The sequence below is a fragment of the Stenotrophomonas sp. TWI587 genome (assembly GCF_039674145.1).
Taxonomy (GTDB): domain Bacteria; phylum Pseudomonadota; class Gammaproteobacteria; order Xanthomonadales; family Xanthomonadaceae; genus Stenotrophomonas; species Stenotrophomonas maltophilia_AY.
In genome coordinates this window covers 23,869-39,674 of sequence record NZ_JBDJMW010000016.1, presented here as the reverse complement: position 1 = coordinate 39,674, position 15,806 = coordinate 23,869, and the positions used below count along the sequence as shown (strand labels likewise).

The following is a 15,806-nucleotide window of genomic DNA, read 5'->3' as shown; positions in this document are numbered from 1 at the left end:
CGCACTAGCTTCAGGTGCTAGCGGGGGCAACTTCGTGGAGGTTCGAGTCCTCTCCTGGGCACCATGACTCAGAAAATGATCAAACCCGCGCAAGCGGGTTTTTTCGTTTCTACCGTCCGGTAACAAAAAAAAACCCCGCCTTTCAGCGGGGTTTTTCGTTTCAACACATCAGGTTCTCAATGCCCACCGGCCGAGGCAGCGCCCGCCCCTGCACCGAACGGCGGTTTGGCCAGCCACAGGAAGGCGATGATGGCCAGGAAGATCCAGCCCAGCAGGAAGAAGATGTCGTTGAAGCCCATCTGCGAGGCCTGGTGGTTGATCATGTTGTTGAGCGCGGCCGCGCCATGCTGCAGGTCGCCCTGCCCCATCGCGGTCACCTGGTCCTGCATGCCCGGGGTGTAGCCGGAGATGTGCTCGGTCAGATGTGCGTGGTGCTCCTGGGTACGGCGTGCCCACAACCATGTCGTCAGCGAGGCGGCGAAGCTGCCGCCCAGCGTGCGCAGGAAAGTGGCCAGACCGGAGCCTGCGGCGATCTCGCGACCGTCCAGATCCGACAGCAGGATCTGCAGCACCGGCATGAAGAACAACGCCACACCGATGCCCATGATCAGCTGGATGCCGGCCACGTGGCCGAAGTCCACCTGCAGGTTGAAACCCGAGCGCAGGAAGCTGGTGAAGGACAGGAAGATGAAAGCGATCGTGGCCAGCATGCGCATGTCGAACCGCGAGGCGTACTTGCCCACGAACGGCGTCATGATCACCGGCAGCACGCCGATCGGTGCGGTCGCCAGACCGGCCCAGATCGCGGTGTAGCCCATGTCACGCTGCAGCCACTGCGGGATCAGCAGCGCCACGCTGAAGAACGCCGCGTAGGCCACCACCATTGCCAGCGTCCCGGCGCGGAAGTTGCGGTGCCGGAACAGGCGCAGGTCGACGATGGGATCCTTGTCGGTCAGTTCCCAGATCAGGAACACCGCCAGTGCCACCACCGACACACAGGCCAGCACGACGATCTTGGTCGAACTGAACCAGTCTTCGTCGTTGCCCAGATCGAGCACCAGCTGCAGCGCGCCCACACCGATCACCAGGGTGATCAGGCCGACGTAATCCATCTTCGGCTTTTCGACGTGTTCGGGGCGCCCCTTGAGCTGGTTGCCCACCACCAGCGCGGCGAAGATGCCCAGTGGCACGTTGATCAGGAAGATCCATTCCCAACTGTAGTTGTCGGTGATCCAGCCACCGAGGATGGGGCCGGCGATCGGCGCGACCACGGTGATCATGGCCAGCAACGCCAGCGCCTGCCCGCGTTTCTCACGCGGATAGAGCGAGACCAGCAGGCTCTGGGTGATCGGGTACATCGGGCCGGCGACGAAGCCCTGGATCGCACGCGAGACGACCAGCATGCCCATGCTCTGGGCCAGGCCGCACAGCAGCGAGGCCAGGGTGAAGGCCAGCGTGGCCCACACGAACAGCTTGGTCTCGCCGAAGCGGCGGCTGAGGTAGCCGGTCAGCGGCAGCGCGATCGCGGTACTCACCGCGAACGAGGTGATGACCCAGGTGGCCTGCTGCGAACTGGCGCCGAGATTACCGGCGATGGTCGGCAACGAGACATTGGCGATGGTGGTGTCCAGGACCTGCATGAACGAGGCCATCGCCAGCCCTGCGGTACACAGGGCGACGTTGGCCGGCCGGAAGGCCATGCCTGGCGCCGCGGGGGCGCCCGGCGCGGCGGGTGCTTGTGCGGACATGATGGCCTCAGCTCGCCTTGGCCTGCTGCGGCAGGTTGCTCTGGATGATCTGGTGGATCACATCGTCGGCGCTGTGCAGCTGCTTGGCGTAGACGTCGGTATCGAACACCTGGCCCTTGGCGGTTTCGGTCGGCAGCACGGTGCCCTTCTGGTCGCGAAGGCTCACTTCGGCCTTGATCGACAGACCGATGCGCAGCGGATGTTCGGCCAGCTGCTTGGCATCGATGGCGATGCGCACCGGCACGCGCTGCACGATCTTGATCCAGTTGCCGCTGGCGTTCTGCGCCGGCAGCAGCGAGAACGCCGAGCCGGTGCCCAGGCCGAGGCTGTCGATGCGGCCCTTGTAGGTGACGTCACCGCCGTACAGGTCCGAACGCAGTTCCACTTCCTGGCCCAGGCGCATGTGGCGCAGCTGGGTTTCCTTGAAGTTGGCCTCCACCCACATCTGCTCGGTCGGCACCACGGCCATCAGGGCATTGCCCGGCTGCACGCGCTGGCCGACCTGCACCGAACGACGGGCGACGTAACCGCTGACCGGCGCGACGATGCCGGCGCGGGCATTGTTGAGGTACGCCTGGCGCAGCTGCGCGGCAGCGGCCTGTACGTCCGGCTGGGTGGCGATCACCGTGTCATCCACCAGCGCGTTGCTGCGCTCGAAGGTTTCGCGCGAGCCGGCCACGGCCGCTTCGGCAGCGGCCAGTTCGGTGCGGGCATGTGCCAGCTCTTCATTGGAGATCGCGCCGGTAGTGGCCAGATCCTTACGGCGGTTGAAGTCTTCACGCACGCGCTTGAGGGTGACCTGTCGCGCGTTCAATTCGGCCTGGGCGCCTTCCACGCTGCGGTACAGACCGCGCACTTGGCGGACAGTCTTGGCGAGGTTGGCTTCGGCCTGCTGCAGGGCGACTTCGGTATCGGCCGGATCCAGCTGGACCAGCAGCTGGCCGCGTTCGACGCGCATGCCGTCATCGGCGTTGATCCCGACCACGGTGCCGCTGATCAGCGGCGTGATCTGGACCTGGTTGCCCTGCACGTAGGCGTCGTCGGTTTCTTCGAACCAGCGGCCGAACATGAAGTACCACAGGGCCAGCGCGGCCAGCAGCAGCACCACGATGACCAGCAGGCCGCGCAGCAGCTTGCCGCGACGGGAGGGAGCTGCCTTCTCGGCAGCGGGGGCGGAGGTCTGACTCATGGGGATGACTCTCAGGAATGCGAGGATTCGGGGGTGGCGGCGACCGTGGCGGCATCGCTGGTCGGGGTGAAACCACCGCCCAACGCCTGGCTCAGGCGCACCGAAACAAGGATCTGACGCGACTGCAGACTGGCCAGCCGCTGCTGGGCGACCAGCAACTGCTCTTCGACACTGAGCACATCCAGATAGCTGCCGATGCCGGCGCGGTAGCGCTGCTCGGCCAGGTCATGAGCGGCACGCGCGGTGCTGACCGCCTGGGCCTGGGCACTGGCCTGGTCGGCCAGCGAACGCACCGCATTGACCTGGTCGGCGACATCGCGCAGCGCGTTGAGCACGGACTGGTTGTAATCGGCCACGGCCAGGTCGTACTGCGCGTCGGTCTTGCCCAGGTTGGCGCGCAGGCGGCCGCCATCGAAGATCGGCAAACTCAATGCCGGGCCGAGGAAGGCGAACGTCGAACCACTCTTGAGCAGCTGGTCCACTTCACTGGAGACCACGCCGCCGAGAGCAGTCAGGTTGAGGCTGGGATAGAACGCGGCCTTCGCGGCGTGGATCTCGCGGTGGGCCGCTTCCACGCGCCAGCGCGCGGCAACGATGTCCGGGCGACGGCCGAGCAGTTCACTCGGCAGCACACCGGGCAGCTGTAGGGCCAGCGGATTCAGCACCTGCGGGCGCTCGATCTGCAGACCGCGGTCCGGGCCCTGCCCGACCAGCGCGGCGAGCGCGGTGCGCGCTTCGTCGATCTGCTGCTGCGCGGCCTGCTGTTGCTGCTGCGCGGCCGGGATGCGGGCTTCGGCCTGGCGGGTCTGCAGGTCGCTGTCGATGCCGGCGGCACGCCGCTGGCGGGTCAGCTCCAGGGTCTTCTGCGAGCGCGCCAGTTCTTCGCTGGCCACGTCATGCAGCGTCCAGGCGTAGCCCAGCTGCGCGTACGCTTCGGCGATGGCGGCCGAGAGATTCAAGCGTGCGGCCTGCGCGTCCACTTCGGCGGCGTGGCCGCTGTCCACGGCTGCTTCCCAGGCGGCGCGCTTGCCGCCCCACAGGTCGATGCCGTAGCTGAAGCTCAGGTAGGCCTGGCCGCTGCCGGCGTAGCTGCCACCCAGCTCGTCACCGACCATCGATTCGGGCAGGCGTACGCCGGTGTAGCCACCGGAGGCGGAAACGCTGGGCAGGCGATCAGCGCGGGCGGTGCCGATCTGGGCACGCGCCTGGCGCAGGCGCGCATCGGCCGCGTCCAGCCCGGGGTTGCGCTGCAGGCCTTCGGCGATCAGCGCGTCCAGCTGGGGATCGCCCAGCGCGCGCCACCAGTCGGTGGCCGGCCAGCCGGGCTGGCTCAGACCGTTGGCGGCCAGGGTGCGCTGGGTCTGCAGGCTGTCTGCGTCGAGCAGGCGGCCCTGCGGCTCCAGGCCGCGGCTGCTGGCACACGCGGCCAGCGCAAGCGCCAGCGCGGAGACCAGCACCGGCCGCAACGGGCGCAGTGAATGAGGGCGTTCAAAGAAGGAAGTCATGGCGTTACCAGTGAGTCGCGTACACGGGTCATGAGGGAAAGCAGCTGCGCGCGTTCGTCCGGAGACAGATCACGCATGGCGTCGTCGATGGTCTGGTCACCGCGCTGTTTGAGCCGGGTCCACAACTGGCGCCCCGGCTCGGTCAGCACGATCTGCAGGGCCCGCCGGTCCTGGGCATGTGGCTCGCGCCGCACGCAACCCAGGGCTTCGAGCTTGTCGAGCAGGCGGGTCACCGCGCTCGGCACCTGGTCCAGGGCCTGGGCCAGCTCGTTGGCGGTGCACGGGGCACGGGCCGCGAGCACCTTCAGGCCGAGATAGTGGGTAAAGCCGATACCGAGGTTTTCCTCGGCCATCGACGTGTCCAGCTGACGGACCAGGCCATCGCGCACTTGGCGCAACAGGAGTCCGAAGCTGGGGGGATGGGCATCAGGGCAGATCATGGGTGAGCATTCTCTTCCAAAAAATATATTTCTCAATAGAAATATTTAATTTGGAACCAAATGCTGTGTTGCAGCAATCAGAACAATGGGCAGGCCGCTACCTTAATGGCGCGCCCCACTGGCCCGGTATTACAATCTGGACAATGGATAACACTTTCAGGCCAGTGCTGGAGACAGAGGCCGCCCAGATGATCCGCAACCAGGTGCTGGACTGGTTCGAGCGGGACGATGGGCTGGGCGTGCTGGGCTTCCGCATTGAGAGCCCAAAGGGGCTTGAGCGCGAAGTCGACTGGCACCAGCACCGGCGCGCCCAGCTGATCTGCGTGGAGGCCGGGCTGCTCACCACGCGCACCCGCCACGGCACCTGGTCACTGCCGCCCGGCTGCGCTGGCTGGATGCCGCCCGGGGAGCCGCACACAGTGGATATCTGCGGGCCGCTGCGTGGCTGGGGCGTGATCGTAAGCGCGCCGATGGCCTGTGATCTGCCCGACGAACCCTGCGTGCTGGCCATTTCCGATCTCCTGCAGGCGCTCTCGCTGCGCGTCACCGCGTGGGTGCCAGCAGCCGAGCCTACCCTGCGCCAGCAGCACATGATCGAGGTGCTGCTGGACGAAATCCGCAATGCCCCGCGCCAGCGCATGCACCTGCCGATGCCGCAGGACCGGCGCCTGCTGCGGATCGCCTCGCAGCTGATCGCCGACCCGGCTGACGGCCGCAGCCTGGACCAGTGGGCCCGGTGGGCGGGGCTGTCGCCGCGTACACTGACCCGGCACTTCCGCGATGAAACCACGCTCAGCTTCGCGCAGTGGCGCCAGCAGGCCCGGCTGGCCGAGGGTCTGCGCCGGCTGTCCGACGGCCAGAGCGTGTCCGATATCGCGCACGAACTGGGGTTCAGCAGCCCCAGCGCCTTCGTCACGGTGTTCCGCCGCCACTTCGGCAGCCCGCCCGGGCGCTATCTGGCGCGCAGTGGACACCCCCTCAACCCATCACGCGGCTTGGCATCCCCGGCCGCATCCGGATAATCGTCCGCCTGCGAGGGCGACAGCCGTCGCCGTCCCTTGCCACAGGTAACAATCCCGCATGACCGATCTTGCCCGCCCCGCGTTCCACGGCTTTGAACAGCTGCCCCTGCGCGAGTACGCCGAACGGGCGTACCTGGACTATTCGATGTACGTGGTGCTCGACCGCGCACTGCCGTTCCTCGGCGACGGTCTCAAGCCTGTGCAGCGCCGCATCATCTATGCGATGAGCGAGCTGGGCCTGAATGCCGCCTCCAAGCCGAAGAAGTCCGCGCGTACGGTCGGTGACGTGATCGGTAAGTACCATCCCCACGGCGACAGCGCCTGCTACGAAGCACTGGTGCTGATGGCCCAGCCCTTCTCGTACCGCTACCCGCTGATCGAAGGCCAGGGCAACTTCGGCTCGACCGACGATCCCAAGTCGTTCGCGGCGATGCGCTACACCGAGTCCAAGCTGACCCCGATCGCCGAAGTGCTGCTGGGCGAGATCAACCAGGGCACCACCGACTGGACGCCGAACTTCGACGGCACGCTGGAAGAGCCGACCTGGATGCCGGCGCGCCTGCCGCACCTGCTGCTCAATGGCACCACCGGCATCGCCGTGGGCATGGCCACCGACGTGCCGCCGCACAACCTCAACGAGATCGTCAGCGCCCTGCTGCACCTGCTCGATGACCCGGATGCGACGGTCACCGACCTGTCCGAGCACGTGAAGGGCCCGGACTACCCGAGCTTCGCCGAGATCATCACCCCGATCGCCGATCTGCGCACCATGTACGAAACCGGCTACGGCAGCGTGCGGGCGCGTTCCACCTTCCTGAAAGAGAACGGCAACATCGTGGTCAACGCGCTGCCGTTCCAGGTGTCGCCGTCGAAGGTGATCGAGCAGATCGCCGCGCAGATGCGCGCCAAGAAGCTGCCGTGGCTGGAGGACATCCGCGATGAGTCCGACCACGCCAACCCGGTGCGTGTGGTGCTGGTACCGCGATCCAACCGCGTGGACGCCGAGCAGCTGATGGGCCACCTGTTCGCTACCACCGATCTGGAGCGCAGCTACCGGGTCAACCTCAACGTGATCGGCCTGGATGGCCGCCCGCAGGTCAAGAACCTCAAGACGCTGCTCAGCGAGTGGCTGCAGTTCCGCGGCACCACCGTGACCCGCCGCCTCAACCACCGCCTGCAGAAGGTCGAGCGCCGCCTGCACATGTTGGATGGCTTGCTGATCGCCTTCCTCAACCTGGATGAAGTGATCCACATCATCCGCACCGAGGACGAAGCCAAGCCGGCGCTGATCGCGCGCTTTGCACTGAGCGAGGAGCAGGCCGAGTACATCCTGGAGACCAAGCTGAAGCAGCTGGCCCGCCTGGAAGAGATGAAGATCCGCGGCGAGCAGGACGAGCTGGCCAAGGAACGCGACAAGATCGTCGGCATCCTGGAGAGCAAGGCCAAGCTGAAGAAGCTGATCCGCGATGAGCTGGTGGCCGATGCCAAGAAGTTCGGCGATGACCGTCGCTCGCCGCTGGTGCAGCGTGGCGCGGCGCAGGCCATCGATGAAACCGAGCTGGTGCCGAGCGAACCGATGACGGTAGTGCTCTCGGAGAAGGGCTGGATCCGTGCGGCCAAGGGCCACGACATGGACCCGTCCACCCTCTCCTACCGTGATGGCGATGCGCTGCTCGGTTCAGTGCGCGCACGCAGCACGCAGCAGGTGGCGTTCCTGGACAGCGAGGGCCGCGCGTATTCGACCCTGATCCACACCCTGCCCTCGGCGCGCGGCAATGGTGAGCCGCTGACCGGTCGCTTCTCACCGGCGCCGGGCAGCGCCTTCATGACGCTGGCCAGTGGCGAGAACAACACGCGCTTCGTGCTGGCCTCCACGCACGGCTATGGCTTCGTGACCCGCTTCGAGAACCTCACCGGCCGCAACAAGGCCGGCAAGGCGATGCTCAACCTGACCTCCGGCTCCAAGGTGCTGACCCCGGCCGTGGTCGCCAATCCGGACACCGACCGCATCGTGGCGGTGACCAGCTCGGGCAACCTGCTGGCGATCGCCGCCAGCGACCTGCCGGAACTGGACAAGGGCAAGGGCAACAAGATCATCGACATCCCCAAGGCCAAGCTCGCCACCGAGCGCGTGGTCGCGGTGGTGTCGGTGGCCCCGGGCAACACGCTGCTGGTCCGCAGTGGCCAGCGCACGATGAACCTGTCGTTCAAGGATCTGGACACCTACCTGGGCACCCGCGCGACCCGTGGCCATCTGCTGCCGCGTGGCTGGCAGAAGGTGGAAGGGCTGGCGGTGGAGTAAGCGTCACGGTGTTGAGGTGAATCGAAACGGCCGGGGAAACCCGGCCGTTTTGTTGCGCCCACAGAAAAGGCCGGGTTTCCCCGGCCTTTCTGATCGTCTCAACGTCGGCTGGCTGGCAGAGGCTGGCGGGCGGACGAGGGTTCAGCAGCTGGCTGGCGAAGGCTGGCTGGCGTGCGGAACCCGATGCCGCACTCAGTGCGCAGCGGTACCCTTCGCATCCATCTTGCTGGTCTGGTACAGCGCCAGGCCAATGCGCTTGATCAGGCCCAACTGCTGTTCCAGCCACCAGGCGTGGTCTTCTTCGGTGTCCTTCAACTGCACCAGCAGCATGTCGCGGCTGACATAGTCCTGGTGCTGTTCGCACAGCTTCATGCCGGCGGCCAGGTTGTTGCGGACGCTGTACTCCGTCTCCAGGTCCTTCTGCAGCATCTCTTCCACGGTCACGCCGGGCTCGAACCCATGCGGGCGCATGTCCGGGTCGCCGCCGAGGAAGAGGATCCGGCGCAGCAGCGCATCGGCGTGCTGGGTCTCTTCTTCCATTTCGTGGTTGAGGCGCTCATAGAGCGCGAACAGGCCCTGGTCTTCGTAGCGGCGCGAATGGATGAAGTACTGGTCGCGCGCGGCCAACTCGCCACGCAGCAGTTCCTTCAAGCAGGCGATGACGTCCGGGTTGCCTTTCATGGGGGTGCTCCTGATGAATCAATGCGCGCATGGTGCCCTATCTGGAATTCCGGTGATCTAATCGGAATCAGTTGCAGTTGCGCTTCCACCGCTCCATCGCATTCAGCAACGGCCCGGTCATGGCCGTGGTCACCAGGGCCATGATCACCAGCACGGCAAACACGCGGTCGCCGAGGAAGCCCAGCTCGTAGCCCAGGTTGAGCACGATCAGCTCCATCAGGCCGCGGGTGTTCATCAGGGCCCCCAGCTTCCAGGCTTCGTGGTTGTCCATGCCGGCGCTGCGCGCGGCGCTCCAGGTGCCGATCAGTTTGCCCAGCGTGGCGACCGCGATCACGATCAGGCACAGCACCAGGTCGCTGGCCTGCAGTGCATCGGCGCGCATGCGCAGGCCGGTCATGGCGAAGAACAGCGGCAGCAGCAGGGTCACCGCGAACGGCTCGACACGCTCGGCCACGGTATGCCGCAAGGTGGCGTTGCCTGAGACCGCCACACCCGCAGCGAAGGCGCCGAACAGCGCGTGGATGCCCAGCATCTCGGTGACCAGGGCGCAGCCCAGCGCCATCAACAGCATGATAAGCAGCCAGCGCCCTTCCTGGCCCGGGGTGATCACCAGGCGCGAGAACCACGGCCGCACCACGCCGAGCATCAGCGCAACGAAGGCGACCACACAGACCAGATTGATCGTCGCGGGCACCCAGCCCTGCGATTGCGCGGCGGCGACGATCAGGGCCAGCAGGCACCACGCGGTGGCATCGCCGAGCGCCGCGCAGGCGATGGCGGTCTGGCCAAGCGGCGTGCCGATCATGCCACGGTCGGCCAGGATGCGCAGCAGCACGGGGAAGGCGGTGATGCTCAATGAAATACCCACGAACAACGCAAAGCCGGTGAAGCCCACACCCGGCGGTGCGTGCGCGCCGTAGAGCCAGATCGCCAGCCCCACGCCCAGCACGAACGGCACGGCAATTCCGGCATGGCTGACCACGAAGGCGAAACGACGACGCCCCCGCAGCCCGCCCAGATCCAGCTCCGCGCCGGCGACCAGCAGGAACATCAGCACGCCGAGCTGGCTGAGCAGGCCGAGCGAGCCAAGCGAGGCTGCGGGGAACAGCACGCCATGCACCTGGGGCAACACGGCGCCCAGCACCAGCGGCCCCATCATCAAGCCGGCCGCCATCTCGCCGATCACCCCGGGCTGGCCCAGGCGACGGAATACCCAGCCCGCGCCCTTGGCGACCATCAGCAACACCAGCAACTGCAACAGGAACAGACCGAGCGGCGCACGCAGATGCGCGGCCCAGTCAGCGCCCAGCGAGGACTCGGCACGGGCCACCTGTGCAGTCACGGCGGGGCCGGCAAACCGCGCCAGGCCCAGGCCGATCAACAGCGGCAGTGCCACCCAGCCCAGGTAGCGCCATGCCAGCCCGCTGCGGCGCATGCCGGTGGTGTCAGAGTCCATGACCGATCCCCATCGATTGAAGGGGCGATTCTACGGGCTGCACCCGTCGCCACACCACCGCGACCAACGCGGCGGTGTGGCCCATCGATCAGGCCAGTGCCTGTTCGTGCACGCCGGCGATGGCACGTCCGGAGGGATCGGCCATCGCGGCAAAGCTGGCATCCCACGCGATGGCCGCCGGCGACGAACACGCGATGGATTTGCCGCCCGGCACGGTCTCGGCCGCCGCCTGGGTCGGGAAGTACTGCTCGAAGACGTGGCGGTAGAAGTAGGCTTCCTTGGTCTGCGGCGGGTTGTGCACGAAACGCTTGTCCGCCGCGGCCATCACGCGATCACTGACCTGGGCCTCGGCATGCGCCTTGAGTCCGTCGATCCAGCCATAGCCGACGCCATCGCTGAACTGTTCCTTCTGGCGCCACAGGATCGAGTCCGGCAGGTAGCCTTCGAAGGCTTCGCGCAGCACCGCCTTCTCGATACGTCGCGTACCGGCAGGACCCTGCCCGACCATCTTGTGCTTGGCATCGATGCGCATGGCCACATCCAGGAACTCGCGGTCCAGGAACGGCACGCGCGGCTCCACGCCCCACGCCATCATCGATTTGTTGGCGCGCAGGCAATCGTAGTTGTTGAGTGCATCGAGCTTGCGCACCAGTTCCTCATGGAACTCACGCGCGTTCGGCGCCTTGTGGAAGTACAGGTAGCCACCGAAGATTTCGTCGCTGCCTTCGCCGGACAGCACCATCTTCACGCCCATCGCCTTGATCCGGCGCGCCAGCAGGAACATCGGCGTGGAGGCGCGGATGGTGGTGACGTCGTAGGTCTCTACATGACGGATCACTTCCGGCAGCGCATCCAGGCCTTCTTCGAAGGTGTACTCGAAGCCGTGGTGCACGGTGCCCAGTGCTTCGGCAGCGATGGCGGCGGCAGCCAGATCCGGCGAGCCTTTCAGGCCGATGGCGAAGGAATGCAGACGCGGCCACCAGGCTTCACTCTGATCGCCATCTTCGACACGGTGGCGGGCGTAACGCGCGGCCACCGCCGCAACCAGCGACGAATCCAGACCACCGGAGAGCAGTACACCGTAGGGCACGTCGGTCATCAGCTGGCGGTGCACCGCACGCTCGAAGGCCTCACGCAGTTCGACGCGGTCGGCCTCGACGCCTTCGACCGCGTCGTAGTCGCGCCACGGGCGTTCGTAGTAGCGGGTCAGCGTGTCGGTGGCGCTGTCGTACCAGTGGCCGGGCGGGAACTGCGCTGCGTCAGCGCAGATGTCCACCAGCGACTTCAGCTCGGAGGCCACCACCAGGCGGCCGTCCTTGTCGTGACCCCAGTAGAGCGGCACCACGCCGATCGGATCACGGGCGATCAGCACGCGCTGCGCGGCGCGGTCCCACAACGCGAAAGCGAAGATGCCGTTGAGGCGGTTCAGGAACGAGGCCGGGCTGACTTCGCGGTACAGGGCGTTGATCACCTCACAGTCCGAGCCGGTCTGGAAGGCGTACGGCTGGGCCAGTTCGGCCTTCAGTTCGCGGTGGTTGTAGATTTCGCCGTTGACCGCCAGTGCCAGCCCGCCGTCGTCGGACAGCAGCGGCTGCGAGCCACCGGCGGGGTCGACGATGGCCAGCCGCTCGTGGACCAGGATGGCGCCGTCATCGACGTACACCCCGCTCCAGTCCGGGCCGCGATGGCGCTGGCGCTGCGAGAGGTCCAGCGCGTGGCGGCGCAGTGCGGCGAGGTCGTCGCCGGCCTGGAGGCCGAAAATACCGAAGATCGAACACATGGGAACAGCTCCTGATGATGGGGGAATACACGTATTGCAGGCATTCGACCGGCCACCCAGGCCCGGAAGGGGTAAACCCGGGCCACAAAAAAACCCGCATCGGTCGATGCGGGTTTTCTGGGGTCCGGGCGTGTTGCTTGTACTAGCCCTGGTCGCAGTCCCGCATCGGCCGCGCACGATTATTCGCGCGCAGATTATTGCGGTTGGTATTGCTGACAGCGGTGGCCGGGAACGAGGACATGGGTCGACCGTAACCGGGTTTGGTCGGCGGTGCAACTGTTGCGATGGCAACCAAACCGACCGCCACGGACAACCCCGCGCTTCGGGGCCGGGCCATAATCATCTCCCTTCTGCACCATCTGGCTGGCATGACCCTTCGCATCGGACGCATTGCTACACGCCTGGGCGGCATCGCCCTCACCTTCGCCTTGGTCGCGTGCAGCAGTGCCCCCTCACGGACGCCCGCGAGCATCGTGCAGTCGGTCGAGACCAAGGCGGCCGATGGCAGCTTCGACAGTGCCTGGGAGGCAGCCAGGACCTACGAGACCTTCAACGACCCGCGCGCCGTGACCTGGTACGAGCGCGCCGCCGCCGTCACACCGTGGACCTTCCACAACCCCCAAGCCGAAGAGGCCCTGGGCCGGATCTGGACCCACGGTGAACTGTTGCATGGCACCGGCCCGAACATCCGCCAGGGCACGGCACTGCGCGCGTCACCGCGCAAGGCAGAGCGCTGGTATCGCGCCGCTGCCGAGCACGGCAACCCGATGGCGATGCTGATGCTGGCCAAGTTCCATCGCGAACGCGGTGAGGCGGCCAGCGCGCTGCGTTGGGACCTGCGCGCGACCATCTACCACCACATGCCGTCCGAATCCTCCCGGCTGCCGCAGGCGATCGCCGCGCAGCCGGATGGCACCCTGCATCCGCTTGTCGTCGACATCCAGCGGCGTGCACAGCGCGGTGATGCCAACGCCCAGGTGGATCTGGGCGCGATGTACGAACTCGGGATGGGCCTGCCGCGCGATGGTATCGAGGCGCTGCGCTGGTATCAGCTGGCGGCGGACCAGGGCAATGTGTATGGCCAGTATTTCAGCGGCCTGCTGCTGGGCCGCGGCCGCGCCGGCGTGACGCGTGATCTGGATGCAGCCGCCGGTTGGTTCGCCAAGGCCTATGCTCAGAAGTTCTACCTGGCCGGGGAAACGTACTGGCGCGAGCGGATCAAAGCGCCGTTCTGGACCTTCGGGTAATGCCGGCCGCTGGTCGGCTTGCGCGATTGCGTGATGACATGGGGAGCCGGCCAGCGGCCGGCACTACCGGGCATTTGCGATGCTCCGTGCTGTACACATTGCGCAACACGCTTCAAGTCTGCCTAGGGTCCGGAACATCCCCCAGAATGGCGACATGACTACCGCCACTTTCCGCGATGAAACCCTTACCCGCGAGCGCATGCAGGCCATCATCGCCGCACATCCGCGCGCGGCCGTGTTCGAGAACTGCACGTTCGATCACGGCGACTTCTCGCGGCTGGACATGGATGGGTTCCAGTTCCACCAGTGCTCGGTCACCGGTGCCTCCTGGCTGGCGGCCTCACTGGAGGAAAGCCAGTGGACGAAGTGCCGCGGCAGCCAATGCGATTTCAGCTCGGCGCTGCTCAGCGATGCGCGTTTCGCGCACTGCGATCTGAACAACAGTCACTGGCGGCGCGCGACGCTGTCCTCGGTGAAGTTCCAGGACTGCAAGCTGACCGGCGCGCATCTGCAGGAAGTGACCGGCTGGGCGCTGGAATTCCGCGATTGCCTGCTGGTCAGCGCGGACCTGCGTGGGATGTCGTTCCGCAAGGCGCAGTTGGAGGGCATGGATTTTTCCGAGGCCGAGCTGTCCGGCTGCGATTTCCGCGATGCGGTGTTCAACGGCGGCAGCCTGCGCAATGCACAGACGCGGTTGACGCGCTTTGAAGGCGCCGACCTGCGCGGCACCGACATCAGCGGGCTCAACGTGATGGATGCCAAGCTGTTCAAGAAGGCGGTGATTTCACAGCGCCAGGCGGCGGCCGCGTTGGCCTCGTTCGGGTTGATCGTGGTGTGAGGGCGAACCGACCAACGGTCGGTTCCTACCTGGCACGACAGGCGCCGACCGTGGGTCGGCGCGGCGTGCGCCTCAGGCGAGCAGGCGCTCGATCAAGCGCTGGTACAACGCCGGCAGCGCTTCCAGATCCGCGACGCGCACGTTCTCGTCGACCTGGTGGATGCTCGCATTGACCGGCCCCACTTCGATGCACTGCGCACCCAGTGGCGCGATGAAGCGCGCATCGGAGGTGCCACCGCCGGTGCTCTCTTCTGGCGGCGCCCCGGCAAACTCGCCGAGCACGTCACGCGCGACGCGGCGCAGCGTGCCCTCCGGGGTGTAGAACGGCTCGCCACTGCGATGCCACGTGAGCGTGTACTCGATCGCATGACGCTCCAGCAGCGCGGCGATCTCCTGCTCCAGCGCCGGCGCATTCCAGTGCGGGTTGTAGCGCAGGTTGAACAGCACCTGCAGCTCGCCGGGAATCACGTTGTTGGCACCGGTCCCGGCATGGATGTTGGAGACCTGCAGGCTGGTCGGCGGGAAGCTCTCGAAACCGTCATCCCAGTGCCGTGCGGTCAGTTCGGCGAGCGCGGCGGCGGCCAGATGGATCGGATTGCGCGCCCTGTCGGGATACGCAACATGGCCCTGCACGCCCTTCACCGTCAGCGTGGCCGAGAGGCTGCCGCGGCGACCGACGCGCAACAGATCGCCGAGCACGGCCGTGGAGGACGGCTCACCGGTGATGCACCAGTCAATGGCCTGGCCACGCTCGCGGAAGATATCGGCGACGCGACGCACACCGTCGATGGCATCGCCTTCCTCGTCACTGGTCAGCAGCACGGCCAACGTGCCCGGATGGTCCGGATGGGCGGCGACGAACTGCTCGGCGGCCACCACGAAGGCGGCCACACTGCCTTTCATATCGGCCGCGCCACGTCCGTACAGCACGCCCTCACGGATCTGCGGATCGAACGGATCGCTGGTCCAGGCCGAGACCGGGCCGGTCGGTACCACGTCGGTATGCCCGAGCAGCACCAGCACCGGCGCGCCCTGCCCGTGGGTGGCCCACAGGTTGTCGACCTCGCCCAGGCGCAGGTGTTCGCACTGGAAGCCCGCTTGCTCGAGACGGCGAGCGAGCAGTGCCTGGCAGCCGGCATCCTCGGGCGTAACCGAGGCGCGCGCGATCAGGTCGCAGGTCAAGGCAACGACGTCGTTCACGCGCCCACTCCGAACCGCTGCTTGAAGCCGTTGTCCGAGAAGCCCTGGGTCATCACGCCATCGGCGCTCACCACCACCGGGCGCTTGATCAGCTGCGGGTACTCGCGCAGCAGCAGCTTCCATTCGGCCTCGGAGTCGGCCGCTTTGCGGTTCTCCGGCAGTTGTCGCCACGTGGTGGAGGATCTGTTGATCAACGCAGGAAAGCCACCGGCCTGGCCGGCCCAGTCGATCAGGGTCTCCGGCGTCGGCGGGTGATCGCGGTAGTCGACGAAGGTGTACGGCACCTGGAATCGGTCCAGCCACTTGGTGGCTTTCTTGCAGGTGTCGCAGTTCTTCAATCCGTACAGAGTGGTGGTCATGGCGGGGCGTGCAGCATCGATCAGGAAGGATGCCGTGAG

At 66.5% G+C, this 15,806-nt stretch carries 13 protein-coding genes; 4 read left to right on the top strand and 9 right to left on the bottom strand.

What is annotated here, in order from left to right; genetic code table 11:
* Positions 1 to 176: 176 nt before the first annotated feature.
* The 4 genes from ABE464_RS18440 to ABE464_RS18425 are packed head-to-tail and all read right to left on the bottom strand — an operon-like array spanning position 177 to position 4,882.
* Complete coding sequence (locus ABE464_RS18440; RefSeq protein ID WP_346473109.1) at positions 177 to 1,748, bottom strand: DHA2 family efflux MFS transporter permease subunit; 1,572 nt, start codon at positions 1,746 to 1,748, stop codon at positions 177 to 179.
* 7 nt (positions 1,749 to 1,755) lie between these two features.
* Positions 1,756 to 2,937, bottom strand: a complete 1,182-nt coding sequence (gene emrA, locus ABE464_RS18435; RefSeq protein WP_346473107.1) for a multidrug efflux MFS transporter periplasmic adaptor subunit EmrA — start codon at positions 2,935 to 2,937, stop codon at positions 1,756 to 1,758.
* 11 nt (positions 2,938 to 2,948) lie between these two features.
* Positions 2,949 to 4,442 carry an efflux transporter outer membrane subunit gene (locus tag ABE464_RS18430; RefSeq protein ID WP_346473106.1) on the bottom strand — a complete coding sequence of 498 codons (1,494 nt, stop codon included), beginning with the start codon at positions 4,440 to 4,442 and terminating at the stop codon, positions 2,949 to 2,951.
* Entirely contained in the window at positions 4,439 to 4,882 is a 444-nt protein-coding gene (locus ABE464_RS18425; RefSeq protein WP_346473105.1) for a MarR family transcriptional regulator, read from the bottom strand. The genes ABE464_RS18430 and ABE464_RS18425 overlap by 4 nt, the downstream gene beginning before the upstream one ends.
* Before the next feature lie 143 nt (positions 4,883 to 5,025).
* Here ABE464_RS18425 and ABE464_RS18420 point away from each other — a divergent pair, with 143 nt between their 5' ends.
* Positions 5,026 to 5,904 carry a helix-turn-helix transcriptional regulator gene (locus ABE464_RS18420; RefSeq protein WP_346473104.1) on the top strand — a complete coding sequence of 293 codons (879 nt, stop codon included), beginning with the start codon at positions 5,026 to 5,028 and terminating at the stop codon, positions 5,902 to 5,904.
* A gap of 58 nt (positions 5,905 to 5,962) precedes the next feature.
* Positions 5,963 to 8,206 carry a DNA topoisomerase IV subunit A gene (gene parC / locus ABE464_RS18415; protein ID WP_346473103.1) on the top strand — a complete coding sequence of 748 codons (2,244 nt, stop codon included), beginning with the start codon at positions 5,963 to 5,965 and terminating at the stop codon, positions 8,204 to 8,206.
* 192 nt (positions 8,207 to 8,398) lie between these two features.
* On the opposite strand, the gene bfr is transcribed toward parC, so the two are convergent.
* The 3 genes from bfr to asnB all read right to left on the bottom strand — a co-directional run bounded on the left by bfr (position 8,399) and on the right by asnB (position 12,123).
* On the bottom strand, positions 8,399 to 8,887 hold the full coding sequence (gene bfr / locus ABE464_RS18410) for a bacterioferritin (RefSeq protein ID WP_346473102.1): 489 nt from the start codon (positions 8,885 to 8,887) through the stop codon (positions 8,399 to 8,401).
* A gap of 67 nt (positions 8,888 to 8,954) precedes the next feature.
* The gene (locus ABE464_RS18405) at positions 8,955 to 10,343 is read right to left on the bottom strand and encodes a cation:proton antiporter (protein WP_346473101.1); all 1,389 of its coding nucleotides are present in this window, start codon (positions 10,341 to 10,343) and stop codon (positions 8,955 to 8,957) included.
* Between the two features lie 88 nt (positions 10,344 to 10,431).
* The gene (asnB, locus tag ABE464_RS18400) at positions 10,432 to 12,123 is read right to left on the bottom strand and encodes an asparagine synthase B (protein ID WP_346473100.1); all 1,692 of its coding nucleotides are present in this window, start codon (positions 12,121 to 12,123) and stop codon (positions 10,432 to 10,434) included.
* Between the two features lie 368 nt (positions 12,124 to 12,491).
* On the opposite strand from asnB, the gene ABE464_RS18395 reads away from it, so the two are divergent.
* Together ABE464_RS18395 and ABE464_RS18390 are read left to right on the top strand one after the other, a co-directional pair.
* On the top strand, positions 12,492 to 13,370 hold the full coding sequence (locus ABE464_RS18395; protein ID WP_346473099.1) for a tetratricopeptide repeat protein: 879 nt from the start codon (positions 12,492 to 12,494) through the stop codon (positions 13,368 to 13,370).
* A gap of 154 nt (positions 13,371 to 13,524) precedes the next feature.
* The gene (locus ABE464_RS18390) at positions 13,525 to 14,208 is read left to right on the top strand and encodes a pentapeptide repeat-containing protein (protein WP_346473098.1); all 684 of its coding nucleotides are present in this window, start codon (positions 13,525 to 13,527) and stop codon (positions 14,206 to 14,208) included.
* Between the two features lie 72 nt (positions 14,209 to 14,280).
* Here the strand turns inward: ABE464_RS18390 and dapE are convergent, their stop codons facing one another.
* A complete protein-coding gene (gene dapE / locus ABE464_RS18385) occupies positions 14,281 to 15,408 on the bottom strand; it encodes a succinyl-diaminopimelate desuccinylase (RefSeq protein ID WP_346473097.1) in 1,128 nt (375 codons plus the stop codon).
* Positions 15,405 to 15,767: an arsenate reductase gene (locus ABE464_RS18380; RefSeq protein WP_346473096.1), complete on the bottom strand. Its 363-nt coding sequence runs from the start codon at positions 15,765 to 15,767 to the stop codon at positions 15,405 to 15,407. Before ABE464_RS18380 ends, dapE begins: the two co-directional genes overlap by 4 nt.
* Positions 15,768 to 15,806 lie beyond the last annotated feature (39 nt).